Genomic DNA, 23,419 nt, shown 5'->3' with positions numbered 1-23,419 from the left:
TTGCAAATACTCAGTTCTTCATTGCGGTAGTACCGGTACTGGCGTTTGCCGGTACCGGTACCTGTCAGATAGTGCCAACTTGCAGGAACGGTGCCTGCTGCACCAGTTCGTTGATGCGCATCTCACGCCACTCCCGCCCTTCGCTGTCCCGTCGCGTGGGGCCGCACCAGGGTACGGCGGGGTCGGCCGGGGCGACTTCTTCCATCCCCTGGATATTGCGCAGACCCAGCATGCGGTTAACCAGCAACGCCGAATTGACGATATGGCGTGGGTGGATGATGAGCAGGCGGCTGCTCATGCCCAGGTTGACAGGTTCGTCGCCCAGAAAGCCGGGCAGATCGACCACACTGAACAGATTGCCGCGAATATTGGCCACGCCCTTGAACCAGCGGCGCGTAAGGGGCACATCCACCATGCCGGGTACGGGCAGCACTTCGCTGACGTCGGTCAGATCGACCAGCCACGAGGTATCGCCCACCTGGATGCCGAGCTTGGTGGAGGCAGCATGCGTGGCAGGCAGCGACTTGAGCCGCGCTACCACGCTTTCCTGGAATTCACGAAGACTGACGCGCTTGGCCATGGTTTTCTGAGCTTAGCCTAGTGCGGCGATCTGCTTGAGCAGTTCATCCGGGTTGACCGGTTTGACCACATAGCCCTTGGCGCCCTGGCGCTTGCCCCAGACGATGTCGGTTTCCTGGCCCTTGGAGGTGCACATGATGACCGGGATGTGGGCCGTGGCATCATCCTTGGTGATAGTGCGGGTCGCCTGGAAGCCGTTGAGGCCTGGCATCACCACGTCCATCAGGATCAGGTCGGGCATGATGTCCTTGACCCGCGCTACGGCTTCCTCACCGCTTTCCAGGGTCATGACCTGGAAGCCGTTCTTGGTGAGCAATTCACCGAGGAAGTGACGCTCGGTAGGGGAGTCGTCGACAATCAGAATTTTCTTGATGGTCATTTGATTTCTATCCTTGACGCCTTTCTCAGGCGTGGTTGGCATGTATGCCTACTGCTTGCAGCAGGCTGTCTTTCGTAAACGGCTTGGTCAGGTATTCGTCCGAACCGACCATACGGCCCCGGGCGCGGTCAAACAGACCGTCCTTGGAGGACAGCATGATCACCGGCGTCGCCTTGAACTTCGGGTTCTTCTTGATCAACGAGCAGGTTTGATAACCGTCCAGCCGCGGCATCATCACGTCGACGAAAATTACGTCGGGATGATGGTCGCTGATCTTGGCCAGCGCGTCGAAGCCGTCTTCCGCCAGGATGACCTCGCAACCCGCCTGGCCGAGAAATATCTCTGCACTACGGCGTATGGTATTGCTGTCGTCGATCACCATGACCTTGATGCCGGCGAGATTCTGCATCGGCCTGTCTCCTGTTGTACCCGCTTTGTAATGAGCTTATGCACCATTACGGCGAAGTCAAACATAGCACAAGAAGCGTCAAACCTCTATGACGAGAGCAAGTTCCAATGCGCTTTTGCTTAAAAAAAAGTCAAAACGGGTAATAAAAAACCCCGGCCAAAGGGGAGAAGGCCGGGGTTGAAAAGCCCGACGCTCGTTGGTCGGGCACCCGCTCAGGGAGGGAAAGCGGGAGGCGCGCATAACACCTGTGCGGTGAGAGCGGCGTCTGCCCGATTAAGTTCCCGAGTGGTCTTCTGCCTCTGCCTGGGCGGCGGCAAACCAGCCACCCACCACGTTTTCAGCCTCCTCGATGCCGGTTTTCTTGAGGCTGGAGAACAGCTGCACGGTGCACTGCGGCCAGGCCGCCAACTTGTCGCGCACGGCGCTCAGGGTCTTGGCCTGTTCCTGCTTGGTCAGCTTGTCGGCCTTGGTAAGCAGTGCGTGCACGGGGCGGCCGGTGGGGATGAACCAGTCCAGCATCCGTTCGTCCAGCGGCTTGAGTGGATGGCGCGCATCCATCAGCAATACCAGGCCAATCAGGTTGGGGCGGGTGGCCAGGTACTGGCCCAGCAGGTGTTCCCAGTGGGCGCGTATGGGTTCGGGCACCTGGGCGTAGCCGTAACCTGGCAAGTCGACCAGAAAGCGGCCCTGGCCGAAGTCGAAATAGTTGATGTGCTGGGTGCGCCCTGGCGTTTTCGACACAAACGCTAGCCGGTTGTGATCGGCCAGGGTATTGATGGCGCTGGACTTGCCGGCGTTGGAGCGGCCCGCAAAAGCGACCTCGATGCCGCCGCCTGGCAGCATGTGCAGATCGTTGACGGTGGTGTGGAAACGGAGTTGGCGAAACAGCGACATGAGTTAAACTTTTTTGTTTAGGGCGGCCAACTTTGGCGGCGCCTCAAGGTTCGGATAGAATATCAGGTTTGAATCAATGCCTTGGCGTATGGATGCTTCCCCATCCAGTTTTATTCGCACCCTACGCCCCGGTTAGAACAAGTAAAAACGAGCGACTCGCCGCTCACCTCGTCATCAAGGAGTTGTTGCTATGAAGCGTAGCGTGCTGGCTGTTCTGTTCGGTTGTATGGCCTCTTATGCGGTTGCCGCTGGTGCCCCTGCGGCGGTTGCGCCCAAGGCCGACCCGGCCAAGGGCAAGGCTATCGTCGAAAAAGTGTGTGCTGCTTGCCACGGTTTGGATGGCAATAGCGCTGCCAGTGCCAACCCTAGCTTGGCGGGTCAGCATCCCGAGTTCCTGTATGCCCAGCTGAGCGCCTTCAAGAAGGGCGAGCGCAAGAACCCCATCATGCTGGGGCAGGTGGCAACCCTGACCGATGACGACATGCGCAACCTGGCAGCCTACTACGGTGAGCAGAAGCCCAAGGAGCGTGCTGGTACCGACAAGGCCTTGATGGCGGCAGGCAAGAAGATCTACACCGGTGGTATCGCCGCAACAGGTGTGCCGGCCTGCATGGCCTGCCACGGCCCCAACGGTGCTGGCATACCCGTGCAGTATCCACGCCTGGGTGGCCAGCATGCTGCCTATGTGGTGAGTTCGCTGAACAGCTACAAGGCCAATACCGATCGCAAGAACGGCATCATGCAGCCTATCGCTGCCAAGTTGTCGGATGCCGAGATGAAGGCTGTGGCCGAGTATATCGCCGGCCTGCGTTAAAGCTGGCCCAGGGCTGCCACGGCGGGTTCGGGTGGCGGCTTCATCATGGCGGCGGGAACTTTTTCCGCCTGCATAGCCCAAGGGGTGGCCTGGCCACCCCTTTGGTGTGTTTAAACGGTGCTGGTCGAGCGGGCGCAAGATTGTGCCCCCTCGTGGCTGGGCCTCTCTCCGCTGGTGTCAACCGGTGGGGCAACGGGGTTGTCCCCTACTAGTCGAGAATCGCCGTGCGTCGTCTTTCTTTCGGCCGTGCGCTGTACGAGCTGCTCAGCTCCATGCGCTTTGCCATCAGCCTGCTTACCCTGCTTGCCATTGCCTCCATCATCGGCACCGTGCTGCAGCAGAACCAGCCCTATACCAGCTACGCCGTCGAGTTCGGTGATTTCTGGTTCCGTCCATTCGAGTGGCTGGGTCTTTACGATGTCTACCATGCCGGCTGGTTCATCATCATGCTGGGCTTTCTGGTGGGCTCGACCTCGCTGTGCATCTATCGCCACCTGCCGGGTATCCTGCGCGATATCCGCTCCTATCGGGAACAGGCTGCGCTGAAATCCTTGCGCGCCATGGCGCATCAGCAGGAGATAGCGTTGCAGCTGCCCGTGGAAGGCGCACTGACCCAGGCCGAGCAGTGGCTGACGGCCCAGGGTTACCGGCACAAGCGGGTGGTGCGTGACGAGGGTGTCATGCTGGCTGCCAAGAAAGGCAGCCTGCAGCGCCTGGGCTATCTGTTCGCCCATGCGGCCATCGTGGTGATCTGCATAGGCGGCCTGCTGGATGGCAACCTGCCCCTCAAGGTGCAGAGTCTGCTGGGCATCAAGGAGGTAGAAACCCGCAATACGGTGCCAGTGAGCGAAATAGGCGAGAAAAGCAAGCTGACCCCCAGCAATCTGTCGTTCCGTGGGGTGATAGATATGCCCGAGGGAGAGACGCGGGATGTGGCCTGGCTGAATGCTGGACCCGGCTATTACGTGCAGGAGCTGCCCTTCTCGATCAAGCTCAACAAGTTTCATGTCGAGCACTACAGCACCGGCCAACCCAAGTTGTTTGCCAGTGATATCGAGGTGACCAGCAAGGCCAGCGGCACGGTTACCAAGGGGACGGTCAAGGTCAATCACCCCTTGATCGTCGATGGCGTGGCCATCTACCAATCCAGTTTTGGCGATGGCGGCTCGCCGCTGAAGCTGGCCGTGTGGGACTGGTTGGGCGCCGCGCCCAAGCCACAGGAGTTGGCAGCTGTGTCCTTGGCCAGCCAGACTTTCCGCTGGGGCAGCCAGCCGCTGACCTTGGAGTTCGGTGAGCTGCGGCCCTTCAATATCGAGAACCTGGAGGCCGAGCCGGAGATATCGGACTTTGGCCGCCGCATGCAGGATGCCCGTCAGGTCAAGGCTGACAAGAAGGTCAAGAATGTCGGGCCATCGATACAGTTCAAGGTGCGCGATGCCCAGGGCCAGGCGGTGGAATACCTGAACTACCTGTCGCCATTTGAGGACGGTGGGCGTTTCTACCTGATGAGTGGCATGCGGCGTACGGTGGCGGCCCCGTTTGCGTTTGTGCGGATACCGCTGGATGCTGAGTTCAGCCCGCAAGGCTTCATGCAGATCAGCGCCGTGCTGCACGACCAGGCGGCCTGGCCAGAAATCGCCCGCCGGACGGCGGCCAAGGCCGAACGCGATGGTGCCATCAGCCCTGCCTATCGCAAGGAGTTCGAGCAAAGCCTGGTGTGGGTGCTGCAGCGCTTTGCCGATGGCGGCTTTACCGCCTTGCAAAGTTTTCTGGATGAGCGGGTGCCCAAGGACAAGCAGGAGGCGGTAGGCCAGACCTATATCAAGCTGCTGCAAGGCGCGGTGCTGGATGCGGCGGATTTGTCGCGCCAGCGTGCGGGCCTGGCTCCGGTGGAGTTCAGCGACAGTTATTATCGCTTCCTGATGGATAGCCTGGTGGCGGTATCGGCCAGCTTTGATTACGGCCACGGCTTCTATCTGCAGCCAGTAGGCTTTGAGGAGCGCAAGTCCAGCGGCTTTCAGGTTACCCGCAGCCCAGGCCAGCCATTGGTCTACCTGGGTAGTCTGCTGCTGGTTCTGGGCATATTCTGCATGTTTTACATACGCGAGAACCGAATCTGGGTGTGGGCACAGGAAGGCCGCCTGCTGCTGGCTTTCAGCAGCAACCGCCGTGACGCCCAGACCGAGCAGGAATTTGCTGCGCACAGCGCTGCCCTGAGCAGCCTGGCCGGCACGCACAAGGAAGAACACCATGACTAATCCAGGCTACGCGACCACCCTGCCGCAGGCGGGCAATGCGCCTTTCTGGCGCGGACTCAAGCTGAGCGACCATCTGTATGCCTTGTTCATCCTGGCGGTGGCCGGGGTGGTGTTCCAACGTTATCACGCGGCAATGGATGTCTATGAGCACGCCATCCTGGCGGGCAGCGCGCTGTCGCTGGTGGCGCTGGGCTGGTTCTGGAAGCCGGTGCGGCTGTTCTTTCCGCTGGCGGGCCTGCTGGCGCTGGGAGGGATAGCCCTGTATGGCGACGACCTCAGCCAGGGTCAGACGGCGTTCTGGCTCAAGTATGTGCTGGCCAGTCAGTCGGCCGCCATGTGGATGTGCGTGCTGTTCTTCCTGGCTACCGCGATCTACTGGGTGGGTTTGCTGCGCCGCTCGAATACGGCCGATGCCATCGCCTCGGGCCTGACCTGGGCAGCGGCTGGTGCCGCCGTGGTGTGGTTCTTCGTGCGCTGGTACGAAGGTTATCTGATCGGCCCGGACGTAGGCCACGTACCGGTGTCCAACCTGTACGAAGTCTTCATCATGTTCTGTTTCATCACCGCCATGATGTACCTCTATTACGAGCAGCGCTTTGCCACGCGGCGCATGGGGGCATTTGTGCTGCTAATCATCTCGGCCGCGGTGGGCTTCATCCTCTGGTACACCTTTGACCGCCAGGCGCACGAGATACAGCCGCTGATCCCGGCGCTGCAGTCGTGGTGGATGAAGATCCATGTGCCGGCCAACTTTGTCGGCTATGGCGCCTTTGCCATGGCTGCCATGCTGGGGGTGGCGCAATTGCTGGCCTCGCGCGGCATACTGACGTCGCATCTGCCCAGCTACGAGACCCTGGGCGAAGTGATGTACAAGGCCATCGCAGTAGGCTTTCTGTTCTTCACCATCGCCACCATCCTGGGGGCCATGTGGGCGGCGGATGCCTGGGGCGGTTATTGGAGCTGGGACCCGAAGGAGACCTGGGCACTGATCGTGTGGCTTAACTACGCTGCCTGGCTGCATGTGCGCCTGGTCAAGGGCTGGCGGGGCGATATATTGGCCTGGTGGTCGGTGGTTGGCCTGCTGGTGACGACCTTTGCCTTCCTGGGGGTGAATATGTTCCTGTCGGGTCTGCATTCCTACGGCACGCTGTAGGCGAGGGCTACCGTCAAGAAAATAAGCGTTTCGATATATTCGACGCGGCATGCTGGATTGGGTAAGATTACCGAATTCTAATAAACGACCAGTCCATGTACTGGTCGTTTGCCTTTTCGGGGGAGGGACGCTTGGATTTTCGATTGGAACGCATAGTCGTACCCTCGCCGGCGCAACTGGAGGCCGTCTATCAGCTTGCCTGCATGGCGCCCGGCTATTGGCAGCTGACCGAGGGCAAGCGCTCTCCTGGCCGCGAAGCGGTGGCGGCCTGGTTTGATGGCAGTGACCTGCCGCCCGGCAAGAGCCTGGGCGAGCAACACACCTTGGGGGTGTGGTTAGGTGAAGAACTGGTCGGTATGGCCACCATCCTACGGGGCTGGCCTTATCCGGATCAGGCCATGATCAAGCTGCTGTTGCTGTCCGAGCGCTGGCAGGGGCGCGGGCTGGGGCGTAGGGTGTTTGCCGAGCTGGAGCAACTGGTACTGCGCTGGCCACGCATCAGTACCCTGCGCATCAGCATCATCGCCAGCAATACTCCTGCATTTGCCTTCTGGCGCAAGTTGGGCTTTGTCGAAACCGGCGAGCGCAAGCGGGAGCATGGTTTTCTGGCTGACACTGTCGTGCTGGAAAAGCCGCTGCCTGTCATGGCGCTGGGGTGCTGCTAGTCCTGCGTGCTGTGGTATAAGCCCAGCCTTCGGGTGCTTGCAGGCTGTTGCGGCAAGCGCCGCCGTCCCTAACGGAGCCTTGGGCTAGCCATGCCGACTTCCCTCGCCTATCTCGGTGTTGTCACCGTCTGGTCCACCACGGCCCTGGCCATCAACTGGTCGGTGGCGGGCATGTCCTTCACCGCCGCACTGGCCGGCCGCATGGCCCTGGGTGCGCTGGCGGCGGGGTTGCTGATGCTGGTCTGGCGCCAGCCTTTGCCGCTGGATGGGGCCTCGCGCCGCACCTATCTGATTGCCGGCGTGGCCATGGCGTCCAGCATGGCCTGCACCTATTTTGGCGCCCGCTATATCTCCTCTGGCCTGATGGCCGTGCTGTTCGGCCTCTCGCCCTTGATCACGGCCTTGTTTGCCAGCCTCATCATTGGTGAGCGCCCTGGCCGTGGGCAGGTGTTGGGCATGTTGCTGGGTCTGGCTGGCCTGTGGTGTATCTTCCGCGACCGGGTGAGCCTGGGGCCGGAGGCACACTGGGGCATAGCCGGTGGCCTGATGGGCAATGTGCTGCAGGCACTGGGCGCGGTGCTGACCAAGCGCCACGGCGCGGATACGCCACCCTTGGCGACCGCAACGGGCGCCTTGACGGTCAGTGCGCTGCTGACACTGGCCGGCTGGTGGCTATTGGATGGACAGTGGCCGGCAGCGGCGGGCCTGAAGCAATGGGGGGCGGTGGTCTATTTGGCGCTGGTGGGGTCGGTGCTGGCCATGAGCCTGTACTTTTTGCTGATACAGCGGCTGCCTACCGCCCATGTGGCGCTGATCACCCTGATCACCCCGGTAACCGCCCTGTGGCTGGGCCATGTGGCCAATGACGAAGCGGTGTCGGCCGGCCTGCTGACGGGCACGGCCCTGATTGTGGTCGGCTTGCTGGTGCATCAGCTGCCACTGTGGAAGCTGTGGGCTGAGCGCATGGTCCGCGAGGCCGAATAGGCGCCGCCTGTGGGAGCGCGGCTATTGGAAGTCGCCATAGCGTGCTTGCAGCAGGGCGGCGATCACCGGCGCCACCGTCTCGGTACGGAATAGCCGAGGTCCCAGTATCAGCGGTGTGTAGCCTGCGGCGATGGCCATATTGTCCTCGTCGCCCGAAAAGCCGCCTTCGGGCCCGATGAGCACCTGGACGCTGCCGGCCTGTGGCGGCAGTTCATGCCATTGCCGGGCACCTGTGGGCGATAGCAGCAGTTTGAGATCGGCGGCCGGTGCCTGGGCCAGCCAGCTGTCCAGCCTGACCGGCGGCAGGATTTGCGGCACACGGGTGCGGCCGCATTGCTCGGCGGCAGATTCGGCCACACCCTGCCAGTGCAATAGGCGCTTTTCCACCCTGTCCTGCGCCAGCTTGTAGCTGCAATAGGCCGACTGCACGACCTGTATGCAGTTCACGCCCAGCTCGGTGGCTTTTTGCACGGTGTAATCCATACGTTCGGCCGCCGACAGCGCCTGCACCAGGGTCAGCTGCAACGGCGATTCCCGCTCATCTGCCTGATGCTGGCCGACGGCTACGGTGACATGGCGCTTACCCATTTCGACGACCTCGGCTTCGAATTCGCCGCTTTGACCATTGAACAGCGTCAGCGGCTCACCCGGCTGCAGGCGCAACACTTGTACATGGCGGGCGGCCTGTTCGGGCAGATTGAATTGCTGGCCACTGGCAAGCGGCATATCGAGGTAGATACGGGGCATGAGGCAGTCTTGTCGCTAGAGGTTGAGTTAGGGATTATGCCAGCCGCGCGGGCCACCTATAATCATGGTTACCCAACTCCGGATCGTGCAGCCATGGCCAGTGTGACCGCTCCCCTTGTCCAGCTGGGCCTGCCGGCCCCTGATTTCACCCTGCCTGGCGTGGACGGACGCAACCATGGCCTGAGTGAGTTACGCGGGCACAATGGCTTGCTGGTGATGTTCATCTGCAACCATTGCCCTTACGTCAAGGCCATACGCGAGGCGCTGGTGGAAACCTGCCGTGAGCTGGAGAGCTACGGTATCAAGAGCGTGGCCATCAGTGCCAACGACCCTGCCCAGTACCCGGAAGACGACTTTGAGCATATGAAGGCCTATGCCCGGGCCTATGGCTTTGGCTTTCCCTACCTGTATGACGAGAGCCAGGCGGTGGCGCGGGCATTTGGGGCGGTGTGCACGCCGGATTTCTTTGGCTACAACAGCGAGCTGATGCTGCAGTACCGTGGCCGCTTCGATGCCTCGGGCAGGCATGCCGCGCATGGCGCCCAGCGGGAACTGTTCGAGGCCATGAAGCAGGTTGCCATGATGGGGGATGGGCCGCTGGAGCAGAAGCCCAGCATAGGTTGCGCGATCAAATGGCGGTGACGATGTTGCGGCGCAGCGATGAATAAATTCATCGTGAGTGGTGAATTTATTCACCGCTTATGATTAAATTCGCATCACGTCACCCCTGTGCCACAAGGAATTCCATCATGTCCAAGAATGCTGATCTCCACGCTCGTCGACTCGCTGCTACGCCCCGTGGCGTCGGTGTGCTGGGGGATTTCTTTATCGAGCGCGCCGAGAACAGCCTGATCTGGGATGTGGAAGGCCGCCGCTTCATTGATTTTGCCGCCGGTATCGCCGTGCTGAACACCGGCCACCGCCATCCCAAGATCACGGCCGCCGTGAAGGCGCAGGTGGATGCCTATAGCCACACCTGCTATCAGGTTGTGCCCTATGAGAGCTATGTAAAGCTGGCTGAAAAGCTGAACGAGATCGTGCCGGTGCACGGCCCCAAGAAGACGGCCTTCTTCACCAGCGGTGCCGAGGCCGTGGAAAACGCCATCAAGATCGCCCGCGCCGCCACCGGCCGCAGCGGTGTGATTGCCTTCTCCGGCGCCTTCCATGGCCGCACCATGATGGGTATGGCGTTGACCGGCAAGGTCAATCCCTACAAGCTGAACTTCGGCCCCATGCCGGCAGATGTGTACCATGCCCCCTTCCCGGTGCCGCTGCATGGTGTGACCTCGGCTGACTCGATCAAGGCCCTGCAGACCCTGTTCAAGGCCGATATCGATCCCAAGCGCGTGGCCGCCATCATTCTGGAGCCGGTGCAGGGCGAGGGCGGCTTCTATGTCGCTCCTACTGAGTTCATGGTTGAGCTGCGCAAGATCTGCGACGAGCACGGCATCCTGCTGATAGCCGACGAAATACAGACCGGTTTTGCCCGTACCGGCAAGACCTTCGCCATGGAGCACCACGCGGTCAAGGCCGACCTGATGACCATGGCCAAGAGCCTGGCTGGCGGCTTCCCCCTGTCGGCCGTGACCGGCCGCGCCGATCTGATGGATGCGCCTGCACCCGGCGGCCTGGGCGGCACCTATGCGGGCAACCCGCTGGCGGTGACAGCTGCGCTGGCGGTGCTTGAGGTGATTGCAGAAGAGAAGCTGAATGAGCGCGCCCAGCGCCTGGGTGCTGCGCTGATGGAGAAGCTCAACAGCCTCAAGTCTGCCGTGCCGCAGATTGCCGATGTGCGCGGCCTGGGCTTTATGGTGGCGGTGGAGTTCAACAAGGCTGGCAGCGACGAGCCTGATGCGGACTTTGCCAAGAAGGTCCAGACCGAAGCCATGAAGCGGGGGCTGATCCTGCTGACCTGTGGCGTGTACTCGAACGTGATCCGCTTCCTGGCGCCCATCACCATTGAGGACGACACCTTTGCCGAAGCATTGACCGTGCTGGAAGCGGCACTCAAGGCCTAAGCTTTCCCCCGTAGTCCGGAACGCGAAGGCCCCCGGGCGAGCCCCGAGGGGCCTTCGTGCCATCTTGCGTTGGAGATCGACATGCTGAACCTGAAAGACCCGAGCCTGCTCAAGCAGCAGTGTTATATCGACGGCCAATGGCTGGATGCGGACTCCGGCGAGAAGATCGCCGTGAACAATCCGGCCACCGGCGAGATCATTGCGCATGTGCCCAAGATGGGAACGGCCGAGACCCGCCGCGCCATCGAGGCGGCAGAGCGCGCCTGGCCGGCCTGGAGGGCCAAGAGTGCCAAGGAGCGCTCCACCCTGCTGCGCAAACTGTACGACCTGATGCTGGCCAACCAGGATGACCTGGCCGTGATACTGACGACCGAGCAGGGCAAGCCGCTGGCTGAGGCCAAGGGCGAGATTGCTTATGCAGCGTCATTCTTCGAGTGGTTTGCCGAGGAGGCCAAGCGCGTCTACGGTGAGACCATTCCCTCGCCCTGGGCGGACAAGCGCCTGTTGGCGATCAAGCAACCCATAGGCGTGACGGCTGCGGTGACACCGTGGAACTTTCCCTCGGCCATGATTACCCGCAAGGCCGGCCCTGCCTTGGCGGCGGGCTGCCCCATGGTGATCAAGCCGGCGACCCAGACACCACTATCGGCCCTGGCCATGGCGGAGCTGGCCCATAGGGCCGGTATTCCGGCCGGGGTATTCAGCGTGCTGACCGGTTCGGCCAAGGAAATAGGTGGCGAGATGACGGCCAGCCCCATTGTGCGCAAGCTGAGCTTTACCGGCTCGACCGAAATCGGCCGCGAGCTGATGGCCGCCTGTGCCCCTACCATCAAGAAGGTGTCGCTGGAGCTGGGTGGCAACGCGCCGTTCATCGTGTTTGACGATGCTGATCTGGATGCGGCGGTGGAGGGGGCGATTGCTTCCAAGTATCGCAATGCCGGCCAGACCTGCGTTTGCGCCAACCGCCTGTATGTGCAGGCCGGTGTGTATGAGGCATTTGCCGAGAAGCTGGCGGCAGCCGTGGCCAAGCTCAAGGTCGGCAATGGTCTGGAGGCCGGTGTGACGCAAGGGCCCATGATAGACATGAAGGCGGTGGAGAAGGTAGAAGAGCATATTGCTGATGCGCTGGCCAAGGGCGGCAAGCTGGTGGTGGGCGGTAAGCGCCATGCATTGGGCCAGAGTTTCTTTGAGCCCACCATCGTCAGCCATGTGACGGCCGATATGAAGGTTGCCCGCGAGGAGACCTTTGGCCCGCTGGCGCCGCTGTTCAAATTCGAGACTGAACAAGAGGTGATCGAACGGGCCAACGATACCGAATTTGGCTTGGCAGCCTACTTCTATTCGCGCGATCTGGGCCGGGTTTTCCGGGTGGCCGAGGCGCTGGAGTATGGCATGGTTGGCGCCAATGCCGGCCTGATCTCGACCGAGGTGGCGCCGTTTGGCGGCGTCAAGCAATCCGGTCTGGGGCGTGAGGGCTCCCGCCACGGTATGGAAGATTACCTGGAAGTGAAATATCTCTGCCTTGCAGGAATTTAATTTTCAGTCTAAGATTTGTTCAATCGTACTAGATTTGTAGTACGAACCATTTCCTCCTCCTCTTCCCGCCAGTGGCCCTTGGGTCGGCGGGATTTTTTTTGCTTTTACCCGAATCGGGTGTTTGAGGGCGAGCAGGGGTGGCTTGGGGGTGGGATACAAAATAAAAAAGCCGATGCGAGCGCATCGGCTTTTTTGATACCTGGTCGGGGTGAGAGGATTCGAACCTCCGGCCTCTACGTCCCGAACGTAGCGCTCTACCAGGCTAAGCTACACCCCGAGTGAGTCGCGCATTATGGCGATGCAGGCGCGGTCTGTAAAGGCCTGGCCGGCAGGCAATCAGTTGCTGCGTTCCACGGCCACGTCGGCCAATGCGCGCAGTGCCTGGGTGGCGGGGTTGTCGCTCAGGCTGGCGATGGCTTCCAGTGCCAGCGCGGCCTCGGCACGTGCGGCCAGCATGGTGGCTGCCAGTGCGCCACTGCCTTGTACGGCTGCCAGTACGGCGGGGAAGTTGTCGCGTTGGGCGTGGATGATGGCGGTACGGACTACCTCGGCCTGTTCGGCGGTGCCCAGGCGCATGGTGTGGATCAGCGGCAGGGTGCACTTGCCTTCGGCCAGGTCGTCACCCAGGTTCTTGCCGATTTCGCCCGCGTCGCCCGAGTAGTCGAGCACGTCATCGACTATCTGGAAGGCGGTGCCCAGGTGCATGCCATAGCGTGCCATGGCGTCCTCGGTGGCGGCGTCCGACTTGGCCAGCAAGGCGCCCAGGCGTGCGGCGGCCTCGAACAGCTTGGCGGTCTTGTAGCGGATGACCTTGAGGTAGGCGGCTTCGTCGAGATCGGCATCGCCGATATTCATCAGCTGCAGTACCTCGCCCTCGGCGATGACATTGGTGGCGTCAGCCAGTACCTGCATCACCCGCATGTCGTTGACGCTGACCATCATCTGGAAGGCGCGCGAGTACAGGAAGTCGCCCACCAGCACGCTGGCGGCATTGCCGAACAGGGCGTTGGCGGTGTCGCGGCCGCGGCGCAGGCTGGATTCATCGACGACATCGTCGTGCAAGAGCGTGGCGGTATGGATGAACTCCACCACGGCAGCCAGTTCGCGATGGTGCTGCCCTTGGTAGCCCAGGGCGCCGGCAGACAGCAGGGCCAAGGCCGGGCGCAGGCGCTTGCCGCCGGAGGAGACGATGTACTCGGCGACCTGGCGCACCAGGATGACCTCGGAATGCAGGCGCTCGCGGATGATCTGATCCACCGCCTGCATATCGGCAGCGATGACGGATTTGACGAATTCTATGGACACGATGGGCTGTACTGCCGGCGGATACCAAAACCCGGCGATTATAGCCGAGCGGGGGGCGGGGCGTTGGCCCTAGTGCGGCCGGGGGTGTGGCTGCGATGCTGGTATAGGCACCGCAAGTCAATGAATACTTGACCAAAATCGCTGGCTTGCGTATATTGCGCGGCTCCCTGCGTCCTGCGCGGGGAGTTACTATTTAGGAGCCCAGTCTATGTACGCGGTCGTAAAAACCGGTGGCAAGCAGTACAAAGTTGCCATCGGCGAAAAATTGAAAGTAGAACAGATTGCCGCCGACATCGACGCCCAAATCGTGCTTGAAGAAGTACTGATGGTGGTGGACGGTGAAGCGGTTTCGGTTGGCACCCCCCTGGTTGCTGGCGCAACGGTCAAGGCTACTGTCGTAGCCCACGGTCGTGGCGAAAAGGTTCGCATCTTCAAGATGCGTCGCCGTAAGCACTACCAGAAGCGCCAAGGTCATCGTCAGAATTTCACTGAAATTCGCATCGACGCCATCGTCAAGTAAGCAAGGAGTCTGAAACATGGCACATAAAAAAGCTGGCGGCAGTTCGCGTAACGGCCGCGACTCAGAGTCGAAACGACTGGGTACCAAGGTTTACGGTGGTGAATTGATCCCTGCGGGTTCGATCATCATCCGTCAGCGCGGCACCCGTTTCCACGCAGGCGATAACGTCGGCATGGGCAAGGATCACACCTTGTTCGCCAAGGTCGACGGTTACGTCAAGTTCGTGGTCAAGGGCGCGCTGAAGCGCAAGACCGTTGTGGTCGAGCCCTACACCGGCGTCGAGGCCTAAGCCTTGCCGGTAAGCGAGGCGCCCGGCGGGCGTTTCGCTTAAAATTGAAGCCCTATCTCAATAAGATAGGGCTTTTTCGTTTGCACCCCATGTTGCCCGCCCTGCTGGCAACCCAGGCCAAGGCCCAACCACTAGGAATCGCCTGCCCATGAAATTTATCGACGAAGCCCGCATTGAAGTGATCGCTGGCAAAGGCGGCAATGGCTCGGCCAGTATGCGGCGCGAGAAGTTTGTGCCGCGTGGCGGCCCCGACGGCGGCGACGGTGGCAAAGGCGGCAGCATCTGGGCTGTGGCCGACAAGGATATCAACACCCTGGTCGATTACCGCTTTGTGAAGCAGTACCGTGCCAAGCACGGTGAGAACGGCCGTGGCGCCGACTGCTACGGCAAGGGGGCGGACGATATCTTCCTGCGCATGCCGGTAGGTACCGTCATCAGCGACAACCTGACCGGCGAGATCGTCGCCGATCTGACCCATGACGGTCAGCAGGTTTTGATCGCCAAGGGCGGCAAGGGCGGTTTGGGTAACCTGCACTTCAAGACCTCCACCAACCGCGCGCCGCGCAAGTTCACCCATGGTGAAGAGGGCGAGCAGCGCGAGTTCAGGCTGGAGCTGAAGGTGCTGGCCGATGTGGGCCTGCTGGGCATGCCCAATGCCGGCAAGTCGACCTTTATCCGTTCGGTCTCGGCTGCGCGGCCCAAGGTGGCGGACTATCCCTTCACCACACTGGCGCCCAATCTGGGCGTGGTGCGTATCGACCATAACCGTAGCTTCGTGATTGCCGACATACCTGGCCTGATCGAAGGTGCGGCCGAAGGCGCAGGCCTGGGCCACCGCTTCCTCAAGCATCTGTCGCGTACCGGCATCCTGCTGCATATCGTGGACCTGGCGCCCTTCAGCGAAGAGACCGACCCGGTGCGCGAAGCACAGGCGATTGTCGAGGAGCTGCGCAAGTATGACGAGGAGCTGTACAACAAGCCGCGCTGGTTGGTGCTGAACAAGCTGGACATGGTGCCGGAAGGCGAGCGCGAGGCGCGCATCGAGTCTTTCCTGGCAGGCTTCGGCTGGCCGCGTGATGCTTATGATCCGATGGGCCCGCTGGACCCGTTGGCGCGTCGGCTGTTTACCATCTCCGGCCTGACCGGCGAAGGTACGCAACAACTGACCTGGGCCATCATGGACTATCTGGAAGCGACCCGCCCGCAACGGGTGGATGCCGCGCCGACCGAGGCTGAGGCATTGCACGAGCCTTACGATCCGACCAAGTCCTGATTTCTATGCAAGCCATTGTACTGATTGGACCGCAGGCCAGTGGCAAGTCGAGCTTTTGCAAGGAAAGATTGTTCAATAGTCACTTGCGGCTGAATCTCGACATGTTGCGCACCCGTCATCGGGAGGCCTTGCTGCTAGCCGCTTGTATAGCGGCCAAGCAGCCGGTGGTGATCGACAATACCAATCCCACCGCTGCTGATCGCGCCCGGTATCTCGGTCAGTTCAAGGCGGCGGGCTATGCGGTGCATGGCTATTTCTTCCCTGATGCTTTTGAGGTTTGTCAGGCCCGCAACGCACAGCGGCTGGGTAAGGCGCGCATACCTGATGTGGGCCTGAAGGACTTTTTTGCACGGCTGGAGCGACCCACTCATCAGGAAGGGTTTGATGCGCTATTTTCCGTCAGCCTCCAGAATGACGAATTTGTTGTGGAGGCCCTGAGCGATGCGATTTGACGAGCTGGATCACAGGATGCGCGTGTTTGAAACTGCGCATGATGTGTGTGTACTCCCAGGTATCCATATCGTTGCCCGAATTGATGGGAGGGGCTTTACCCGACTGACCAAGGATGTGCATAAGTTCGAGGCGCCTTACGATCCCCGCTTTCGCGACATGATGGTGCATACGGTGCAGCATTTGATGCAGTGCGGATTCAACGTGGTTTACGGCTACACGCAGAGCGACGAGATCTCACTGCTGTTCCATCTGGATGAAGATGCTTTCAATCGCAAGGAGCGTAAGTGGAATTCCCTTCTCGCGGGTGAGGCTAGTGCGTGCTTCAGCTTGCTACTTGGAGGGATGGCGGCGTTTGATAGCCGTATTTGTCAGCTGCCGACACCTGCGCTGGTGGCGGACTACTTTGCATGGCGCAATGAGGATGCCGCGCGTAATGCCCTGAATGCCCATTGCTACTGGACGTTGCGCAAAACTGGCCTGGCGCCTGATGTTGCGGCCACGAGGTTGGCGCGGCTTGCTGTCGCGGAGAAGAACGAGCTGCTGTTCCAGCATGGCGTGAATTTCAATGATCTGCCTTTGTGGCAAAAGCGCGGTATTGGCTTCTATTGGCATATGTGCGAGAAGCAGGGCTTCAATCCTAAGACTGGGGTGGCAACGAAGACTATGCGCAGGCAGTTGAAGGTAGATATGGAATTGCCCATGCGCGAGCAATACCGTGAGTTCATTGCGGAGCGATTGATGTGAGTGCGGCACCAGAATCGTCGCTCAGCGACTTCTTCGCCAGCAACATCAATCCCATGGATCTGCCACCCTTGGCGGAGTTGCTGCGTGCGCGCGAATTGCTCAATGCTTTTATCACGTTGTTCCATGGCAATGAGGAGCAGGTGCTGGTGCGCCTGCTGGTGCTGCGCGAGATAGGTGCCCGGGGGCATGAGCCGCGTTGGTCGCCGCAGCAGCTACAGGCGCATTTTGCCTATGTGAACCCGGTAAAGCTCGATACCGTGCTGACCCGCTTGCGCCAGAATGGCCTGCTGCTGTGGGATGGCGATGAAGGCCTGTACCAGATAGCCGAGGCGGGGCGGGTGGCTTTGTCGGCCTTGTCTACCTTGCTGGCGTTTGCCGACGAGGATGCCGAGCTGGGCTACCTGACAGCCCAGGCGGCCGGCCAGCAGCAGCTGGGGCGGGTTTCTGGCGAGACCTTGCAGCATTTGCTGGCCCGGCTCAATGAATTGCACCGGGCCTTTGAGGAGGCGCTGGAATCGCAATCAGAATACCAGATACGCAAGGCACAGCAGCGCCTGGAGGCGGTGTTCCGCTGGGTGCAGAAGGGGACGGAAGTCATGCATACCCTGCTGTCTGACGAAACCTTGTCGCGTCGGACCCTGGATCAGGCGCAGTCCATCGCCATGGCGCAGTCGCGGCTGCTGCGCTTGACGGGCAGCTTCCAGCGTCGCCTGAATCAACTGCAGTCGCAGCGCGTGCACCTGGGGCAGTCGGGGCTGACTTCCAGCGATATCGGTGAATGGTTGCGTACGGCCAGCCAGGCTGAGCTGGTCGGCCTTGCCAGCGGCATGCTGCACTATGCGCCGCAACCGTCCTTTCTGACGGGGCCGGAGATGGTGGATATCGCTGAGTTCGAGCTGGTGGAACGTGAACGCATGCTGGCCAGCACGGCTGCCCTGCCGGACAAGCGCGCTGCGCCCGGCGTGGCCGCGCCCGAAGCCGAACGGTTGTTCGAGGCTGAGGCGCTGCATGCCTTGCTGGCACAGCTGGGGGGGCCGTCCGATATCCAGTCGGTGGCGCTGGCCGATACCTATACCGAGACGGCCTACCGTCTCTCCCTGCTTTCGCTCCTGGGCGATGCCGAAGCCGAGCTGGATGCCAGCGTGGTGGGTGATATCGTCAAGCTGCCGCTGTCGCTGCGCGCCAGCGGCGAGGTGGTGGCAGTGGACCATCCCGAAGTGGCCAGCATCTCGCGTGGCGAGCTGCGGCCGACCAACTGACGAACAGGACGCAAGACATGGATAACGCCCTGTCCATCCTCAGTGCCCGCTTGATCGCGCACCGATTCATTCCCCGCAACGACCCGCTGGCGCGACGCGCGCTGGTGGATGAGGATTTTCGCCGCAGCCTGGATCACCGGCTGGCCGAGGTGGGCCTGGTGTTGCTGGAAAATCCCTATGCCGAGTATCTGGCTGTTGCCCTGGCTGAGGATATGAATGCCTTTGTATTTGGCGATGGCGACACCTGGCTATCCAACAATATGGGGTTGCCGCGTGATGCGATTGCCCTGCTGGTGGTGCTGTGGGCTCGCATCATTTTGCCCAAGCGTGAGCGCCAGATTGCCCGAGCCGAGAAGGAACGCGAGGGGCAGAGCGATATGTTCGGGGCGGAGAAGCCACTGGCGCAGGGCGAGGATGTCTCGGTCGGCATACCAGAGGATGCGCTGTATGCCGATTTCCGCGAAAAGCTGGGCGGCAAGACCCGTATGAATACCAACCTTGGCCAGCTGGCCCGGCTGGGTTTTATCGAGCGCCGCAACAAGGTGATCCTGGAGGGGCCGCTGCTGGACCTGATGCTGGACTATGCCAGCCTGGCCCCCCGCGTGATCGAAGGCGCGCTGGGCGAAGTGCTCAAGCGTCGCGCAGCCGACGCGGCCCCCGAGTAATTACCAGGACAACCCGTCACGATGTTTCAATTCCGCAAGCTTGAGATGCGCCACTGGGATTTCTGGCAGAGCATAGAAATCCCCTTGGATGCCCAGATCGTTACCATCGTGGGCCCGAATGGTTCCGGCAAGACCACCTTGCTGGATGCCTTGCGTACCCTGCTGGCCTTGCCGTGCTCCGGCCGGCGCGACTATAAGCGCTATGTCCGCAACAACACCGAGCCGACGGCCTGGCTGCGTGGGGTGGTGGACAATCCCCGGCGCGATAACGGCGATCTGTTCCCCTACCCATTCTTCCCCATTACCAATGACAAGGTGACCTTGTTCTGCCGGGTGAAGAAACAAGGGGGTGACTGGCTGCGCCAGTACGCCATCATGCCGGGCGAGGTTGAGCTGGATGCCGACACCGAGCCGTTGCTGGAGTGGCGCGGTGTGCGCGAATACAAAATGGACCTGGAAAAGGCCGGGTTGACCCGCGCCATTGCCGAGGTGCTGGCGCTGGAGCAGGGGGATACCGACAAGCTGTGCGAGTACAGCCCCAAGGCTTTGCTGGACCTGGTGTTCCAGGTTTTTGGCGACAAGCAGGTGCTGGACAACTACCAGCAGGCCAAGACTGAGCAGAAAGAGGCCGAGCAGGAACTGGCCGAGCTGACCCGGCAGCTGGACGGCTTGGGTGCCAAGGTCGAGCAGATGAAGGGTCGTGCCAACCGCTATCTGGAATGGCAAGGCATGCAGCGTGAAGTCGCGGAGCTGGAGAAGAATGTCTTGCCCGGTTTGCGCTATCTGGAATCGTGGGATTCCATGTGGGGCTATATCCACCAGTACAAGGGGGTGCGTCGGGCCTTGAAGGTGCGCGAGGATGAATTGGCGCGCAGCGATGCCGAGGCGCGCAGGCTGGAGGCGGATGTGGCGACCATGCAGTCGGCTGAGCAGGCTGCCGATGCAGCATACAAGGCATTGTGGGAGCCCTTCCAGCGAGTGGGGGCTGATGCCCGTGATGCCGAGAAAGTGTTGAGCCAGCGAGACAAGCTCAAGGCCCTGGCCGAGTCGGAATCGGGTGCCGATGCGGTGGAGTTGGCTGACCAGCTGGGTAAGCTGCGTGGCCACAAAGCGGAACTGGACGGCAAGGTGAAGGCCGCCAAGGATGAGCGCCAGCAGTTGTCCGAGCTGCAGTTTGCCTTGCAGCAGGGGCGCCAGCCGGCGGAGCGTTTTGTCCGTGAGATGCGGGCAGCCTTGGATGAGGCCGGTATTCCCCACCAGTTGCTGACCGATATCGTGGAGGTGCGTGACAACAGCTGGCAGACCGCAGTGGAGGCCATGCTGGCACCGTACCGTCACCTGGTGTTGCTGGGGCGGGAGTCGGATAAGCAGGCGGCATTCCAGATTGGCCAGCGTTTGCAGTATCGGCACTTTATCGTGCCCGATTGCGAGGCGGCGCCCAAGGCGGTGCCGGGCTCGGTGCTGGAAATCATTGCGCTCAAGGCAGATGCGCCGGCCTGGCTAACCCGCCAGCTCAACAATGTGCAGCGGGTCAAGTCGGTGGAAGCTGGCGCGGGTGTGCAGGGCGACTGGATTACCCGTGAGGGCTTTCACAAGGAGCGTCGGGGCGCCCGCTTTATTGGCGTGGATGTGCGCGACCATGCCTTTGGTGAGGCGGCCCGCAAATCGCGGCTGGATGAAGTAAGCCGTCGTTTGTTTGAGCTGAACCAGCAGGTGCTGGTGTGGGAGGGTGAGGCCGTGGAGGTGGGGCGGCAGATTGCCAGCCTGCAGCTGCAGCTGGCCGGCATGGACGCCATACAGCAACTGGCTGCCCGACAGGATGAGTTTGCTGCTGCCGAGCAGGTATTACCCGGCCTGCAGGCCGAAGCCCAGCGCTTGGGTGGTGAGCTGGCCAGCAAGCAGGCCGAGCAGGAAAGCACCCGCAAGCTGGCCATGGAAGCCAGGCTGCAGGAGCAGCGTGTGCGCGATGTGCGTGATGGCCTGGCGCGCCAAGTTAGCGAGCTGCTTAATCAGGTGCAGGTACGACAGGCCGAGCAGACACGCCAGATCGAAGAGGCCCGCCAGTTGAGCGAGGCGCTGGAGGCGGCGGGCGTCAGCAAGTCGGGCTTGCCCGCGCTGAAGGAGGAATGGGGCTCGGTGCAGGCTGTCCGCCACGAGATACATCGGCAGCAGGAGCGCATGGAGCACGGTGATTGGGAGCGGGATGCCAGCGTGCTGGAGCTGCGTGAAAAAATAGAGCAGGACTACGCCGCCCTGCTGGGTGAGACGGAAAGCCGAGGCCGCGAGGTGGCCCGCGCGCGGGAGTTGACCGACGATGCCCGTGGCGCCTACATCAACAAGCTGCGCGCCACCGTGCGTGCTTATAGCCAGAATATCCGCAGGCTGGGTGAGTTGTCCGGTATCTCGGTAGAGGTAGACCCACCCCATCTGGAGAATGATGATGCGGCGCTGGCCAATGCCGGCCTGACCGTGCGCTTCGATTTTGACCAGAAGGGCCTGATGGGCCTGAACGATGGCGAGGCCTCGGGTGGCCAGCAGGTGATGAAATCCTTGATACTGCTGATAGGCCTGATGATGGATGAGTCCAACCCCTCGGGCTTTGTCTTTATCGATGAGCCCTTCGCCCACCTGGATGTGCTGAATATCGACAAGGTGGGGGCTTTCCTCAAGGCTACCCAGGCGCAGTATTTGATCACGACGCCGTTGACCCACAACCTGAATGCCTTTGCGCCGAGTGAGCTGACCTTGTGCACCTACAAGAAGCGGCCGAGCGAGCGCTGGGCTCCTATGATTACCCAGACCCGTCGCCGGCTTGATACCGCACGGGGGCGGTGACACCCCTTGGTGGATGGTATGGGAGGACGGACGTGACGCATGATGAGGTAGCTGCCTTCTGTGCCAGCCTGCCAGGCGCCACAGGCGATATCAAATGGCAGGTCGATCAGGTGTGGTCGGTGGGCGGCAAGATGTTCTGCGTGCAGTGCGCCAATCCCGCCCTATCGACCGGCTTGTCCTTCAAGGTGGCCGACGAGCGCTTTCTGGAGCTGACTGACCTGCCGGGCATCCAGCCCGCGCCTTATCTGGCACGGCACCACTGGGTTAGGCTGGATAGCCCCGCCACCCTGGGCGCCGATGTATTACAGGATCTACTGCGCCAGTCATACTGCCTGGTGCGCGCCAAACTAACCAAGCAGCAGCGCAATGCCTTGCCGCCGCTGTAAACCCTAGCCTTCGGACACCCTACATGAAACAAGTCTTCCATTATTTCGCCCCCTGCCCTCGCGGACTGGAAGGCGTGCTGGCTGAAGAGCTGGCGCAACTGGGTGCATTGGGTATCGCCCCTACCGACGGCGGCGTGGCTTTCCATGGCGACTGGACCCTGATGTACCGGGCCAACCTGCATAGCCGTATTGCCAGCCGCATCCTGTGGCGGCTGGTGGACAAGTCCTACCGCAGCGAAGACGATATCTATAAGGCTGCCCGTGCGCTGGAGTGGCCAGAGCTGTTTGGGGTGGAGCGCACCATCAAGGTGGCCGTGACCGGTGTGGGTTGCAAGCTCAAGAGCCTGGATTTCATTGCCCTCAAGGTCAAGGATGCCGTTTGCGATGCCTTCCGTGCCCAATGCGGCGAGCGCCCCAGTGTGGATACAGCCAACCCGGATCTGCGCATCCATGTCTTTCTGACTGAGCGACAGATGACGCTGTATCTCGATACCAGTGGCGAGGCGCTGTTCAAGCGTGGCTATCGGCGGGAGACGGGCGACGCGCCGCTGCGCGAAAACCTGGCCGCCGGCATATTGCGGCTGACGGGCTGGAAAGTGGATGAGCCTTTGCTGGACCCCATGTGTGGTAGCGGCACCTTTCTTGTAGAGGCTGCCATGATGGCGCGCCATATGGCGCCGGGCCGCTGGCGTGAGTTTGCCTTTGCCCGACTCAAGCAGTTTGATGCTGCGCTGTGGGCCCAGCTCAAGCAAGCGGCCTTGGCGGCCGAGCAGCCGGAGGCAGTGACGCATATCTATGGCAGCGACGATACGCCGGATGTGTTGATGGCAGCACGCGCCAACCTGGCTTCGGCCGGCGTGAGCGATGCCGTGGTGCTGGAAGAGGCTGATGCGCTGGAACGCAGTGCGCCCGCAGAGCAGGGTGTGATGGTGTGTAACCCACCATATGGCATACGACTGGAAGAGCAGACCTGGCTGGATGCGCTCTACCCCATGCTGGGACATGCGCTCAAACAGCGTTTCTCGGGCTGGCGTGCGTATTACTTCACGGCAGACTTGCGCTTGGCCAAGTTGATACGGCTTTCTGCCAGCAAGCGCACGGTGCTATTCAATGGCGCCCTGGAATGCCGCTTGTTTGAGTACCGCATGGTGGCGGGTAGCAATCGCAAGCAGGATTGAACACGCCGTCCACAGCAGCTGCCCAGTGAATGACATATATAGATATGTAGGGCAGCCAGCCCGACCTGACTGAATT

The 23,419-nt window shown here is 61.3% G+C and carries 24 protein-coding genes and 1 tRNA gene; 18 read left to right on the top strand and 7 right to left on the bottom strand.

Going from position 1 to position 23,419, the window contains the following annotated elements:
- Nucleotides 1-64 precede the first annotated feature (64 nt).
- The 4 genes from V7714_RS09015 to yihA all read right to left on the bottom strand — a co-directional run bounded on the left by V7714_RS09015 (nucleotide 65) and on the right by yihA (nucleotide 2,261).
- A complete protein-coding gene (locus V7714_RS09015; RefSeq protein WP_284195754.1) occupies nucleotides 65-580 on the bottom strand; it encodes a chemotaxis protein CheW in 516 nt (171 codons plus the stop codon).
- A gap of 12 nt (nucleotides 581-592) precedes the next feature.
- Nucleotides 593-958 (bottom strand): response regulator, encoded by a 366-nt coding sequence (locus V7714_RS09010; protein ID WP_284195755.1) that lies wholly within the window; start codon nucleotides 956-958, stop codon nucleotides 593-595.
- Nucleotides 959-983: 25 nt separating this feature from the next.
- A complete protein-coding gene (pilG, locus tag V7714_RS09005) occupies nucleotides 984-1,367 on the bottom strand; it encodes a twitching motility response regulator PilG (protein ID WP_284195756.1) in 384 nt (127 codons plus the stop codon).
- 273 nt (nucleotides 1,368-1,640) lie between these two features.
- On the bottom strand, nucleotides 1,641-2,261 hold the full coding sequence (gene yihA / locus V7714_RS09000; protein ID WP_335709420.1) for a ribosome biogenesis GTP-binding protein YihA/YsxC: 621 nt from the start codon (nucleotides 2,259-2,261) through the stop codon (nucleotides 1,641-1,643).
- A 190-nt stretch (nucleotides 2,262-2,451) separates the two neighbouring features.
- Between yihA and V7714_RS08995 the strand changes: the two genes are divergently transcribed.
- The 5 genes from V7714_RS08995 (at nucleotide 2,452) to V7714_RS08975 (ending at nucleotide 8,135) form a co-directional block, all read left to right on the top strand.
- Nucleotides 2,452-3,075: a c-type cytochrome gene (locus V7714_RS08995; protein ID WP_284195758.1), complete on the top strand. Its 624-nt coding sequence runs from the start codon at nucleotides 2,452-2,454 to the stop codon at nucleotides 3,073-3,075.
- A 224-nt stretch (nucleotides 3,076-3,299) separates the two neighbouring features.
- A complete protein-coding gene (locus V7714_RS08990) occupies nucleotides 3,300-5,333 on the top strand; it encodes a cytochrome c biogenesis protein ResB (RefSeq protein WP_335709419.1) in 2,034 nt (677 codons plus the stop codon).
- Nucleotides 5,326-6,486, top strand: a complete 1,161-nt coding sequence (gene ccsB, locus V7714_RS08985; RefSeq protein ID WP_335709418.1) for a c-type cytochrome biogenesis protein CcsB — start codon at nucleotides 5,326-5,328, stop codon at nucleotides 6,484-6,486. Before V7714_RS08990 ends, ccsB begins: the two co-directional genes overlap by 8 nt.
- A 131-nt stretch (nucleotides 6,487-6,617) precedes the next feature.
- Nucleotides 6,618-7,151 (top strand): GNAT family N-acetyltransferase, encoded by a 534-nt coding sequence (locus V7714_RS08980; protein ID WP_335709417.1) that lies wholly within the window; start codon nucleotides 6,618-6,620, stop codon nucleotides 7,149-7,151.
- A gap of 90 nt (nucleotides 7,152-7,241) precedes the next feature.
- Nucleotides 7,242-8,135, top strand: a complete 894-nt coding sequence (locus V7714_RS08975; protein WP_335709416.1) for a DMT family transporter — start codon at nucleotides 7,242-7,244, stop codon at nucleotides 8,133-8,135.
- 21 nt (nucleotides 8,136-8,156) lie between these two features.
- On the opposite strand, the gene V7714_RS08970 is transcribed toward V7714_RS08975, so the two are convergent.
- The gene (locus V7714_RS08970; protein WP_335709415.1) at nucleotides 8,157-8,882 is read right to left on the bottom strand and encodes a 16S rRNA (uracil(1498)-N(3))-methyltransferase; all 726 of its coding nucleotides are present in this window, start codon (nucleotides 8,880-8,882) and stop codon (nucleotides 8,157-8,159) included.
- A 102-nt stretch (nucleotides 8,883-8,984) separates the two neighbouring features.
- On the opposite strand from V7714_RS08970, the gene V7714_RS08965 reads away from it, so the two are divergent.
- From V7714_RS08965 to gabD, 3 genes are all read left to right on the top strand, one after another.
- The gene (locus tag V7714_RS08965) at nucleotides 8,985-9,524 is read left to right on the top strand and encodes a thioredoxin family protein (RefSeq protein ID WP_335709414.1); all 540 of its coding nucleotides are present in this window, start codon (nucleotides 8,985-8,987) and stop codon (nucleotides 9,522-9,524) included.
- Nucleotides 9,525-9,631: 107 nt separating this feature from the next.
- Entirely contained in the window at nucleotides 9,632-10,900 is a 1,269-nt protein-coding gene (locus V7714_RS08960; protein WP_284195765.1) for a 4-aminobutyrate--2-oxoglutarate transaminase, read from the top strand.
- An 81-nt stretch (nucleotides 10,901-10,981) separates the two neighbouring features.
- Nucleotides 10,982-12,436, top strand: coding sequence for an NADP-dependent succinate-semialdehyde dehydrogenase (gabD, locus tag V7714_RS08955; protein ID WP_335709413.1), 1,455 nt, complete (start codon nucleotides 10,982-10,984; stop codon nucleotides 12,434-12,436).
- Between the two features lie 200 nt (nucleotides 12,437-12,636).
- Here gabD and V7714_RS08950 read toward each other — a convergent pair.
- Nucleotides 12,637-12,713 (bottom strand) — tRNA-Pro (locus V7714_RS08950).
- Nucleotides 12,714-12,772: 59 nt separating this feature from the next.
- A complete protein-coding gene (locus V7714_RS08945; RefSeq protein ID WP_335709412.1) occupies nucleotides 12,773-13,741 on the bottom strand; it encodes a polyprenyl synthetase family protein in 969 nt (322 codons plus the stop codon).
- Nucleotides 13,742-13,949: 208 nt separating this feature from the next.
- Between V7714_RS08945 and rplU the strand changes: the two genes are divergently transcribed.
- The 10 genes from rplU to V7714_RS08895 all read left to right on the top strand — a co-directional run bounded on the left by rplU (nucleotide 13,950) and on the right by V7714_RS08895 (nucleotide 23,343).
- Entirely contained in the window at nucleotides 13,950-14,261 is a 312-nt protein-coding gene (gene rplU / locus V7714_RS08940) for a 50S ribosomal protein L21 (RefSeq protein WP_184198959.1), read from the top strand.
- Between the two features lie 16 nt (nucleotides 14,262-14,277).
- Nucleotides 14,278-14,550 (top strand): 50S ribosomal protein L27, encoded by a 273-nt coding sequence (rpmA, locus tag V7714_RS08935; RefSeq protein ID WP_284195767.1) that lies wholly within the window; start codon nucleotides 14,278-14,280, stop codon nucleotides 14,548-14,550.
- Between the two features lie 148 nt (nucleotides 14,551-14,698).
- Nucleotides 14,699-15,823, top strand: a complete 1,125-nt coding sequence (obgE, locus tag V7714_RS08930) for a GTPase ObgE (protein WP_335709411.1) — start codon at nucleotides 14,699-14,701, stop codon at nucleotides 15,821-15,823.
- Nucleotides 15,824-15,828: 5 nt separating this feature from the next.
- Complete coding sequence (locus V7714_RS08925) at nucleotides 15,829-16,275, top strand: AAA family ATPase (RefSeq protein ID WP_335709410.1); 447 nt, start codon at nucleotides 15,829-15,831, stop codon at nucleotides 16,273-16,275.
- Nucleotides 16,265-17,020 (top strand): tRNA(His) guanylyltransferase Thg1 family protein, encoded by a 756-nt coding sequence (locus V7714_RS08920; RefSeq protein WP_335709409.1) that lies wholly within the window; start codon nucleotides 16,265-16,267, stop codon nucleotides 17,018-17,020. Before V7714_RS08925 ends, V7714_RS08920 begins: the two co-directional genes overlap by 11 nt.
- Nucleotides 17,017-18,279 (top strand): hypothetical protein, encoded by a 1,263-nt coding sequence (locus V7714_RS08915; RefSeq protein WP_335709408.1) that lies wholly within the window; start codon nucleotides 17,017-17,019, stop codon nucleotides 18,277-18,279. The genes V7714_RS08920 and V7714_RS08915 overlap by 4 nt, the downstream gene beginning before the upstream one ends.
- Nucleotides 18,280-18,296: 17 nt before the next feature.
- Entirely contained in the window at nucleotides 18,297-18,944 is a 648-nt protein-coding gene (locus tag V7714_RS08910) for a hypothetical protein (protein WP_284195769.1), read from the top strand.
- A 21-nt stretch (nucleotides 18,945-18,965) separates the two neighbouring features.
- Entirely contained in the window at nucleotides 18,966-21,779 is a 2,814-nt protein-coding gene (locus V7714_RS08905) for an AAA family ATPase (RefSeq protein ID WP_335709407.1), read from the top strand.
- Nucleotides 21,780-21,811: 32 nt separating this feature from the next.
- Nucleotides 21,812-22,165, top strand: a complete 354-nt coding sequence (locus tag V7714_RS08900; protein ID WP_335709406.1) for an MmcQ/YjbR family DNA-binding protein — start codon at nucleotides 21,812-21,814, stop codon at nucleotides 22,163-22,165.
- A gap of 23 nt (nucleotides 22,166-22,188) precedes the next feature.
- Nucleotides 22,189-23,343, top strand: a complete 1,155-nt coding sequence (locus tag V7714_RS08895) for a THUMP domain-containing class I SAM-dependent RNA methyltransferase (RefSeq protein WP_335709405.1) — start codon at nucleotides 22,189-22,191, stop codon at nucleotides 23,341-23,343.
- Nucleotides 23,344-23,419: the final 76 nt, after the last annotated feature.

The organism is Chitinimonas sp. JJ19 (assembly GCF_036961565.1).
Classification (GTDB): Bacteria; Pseudomonadota; Gammaproteobacteria; order Burkholderiales; family Chitinimonadaceae; genus Chitinimonas.
This window is presented reverse-complemented; position numbering and strand designations above follow the sequence as displayed.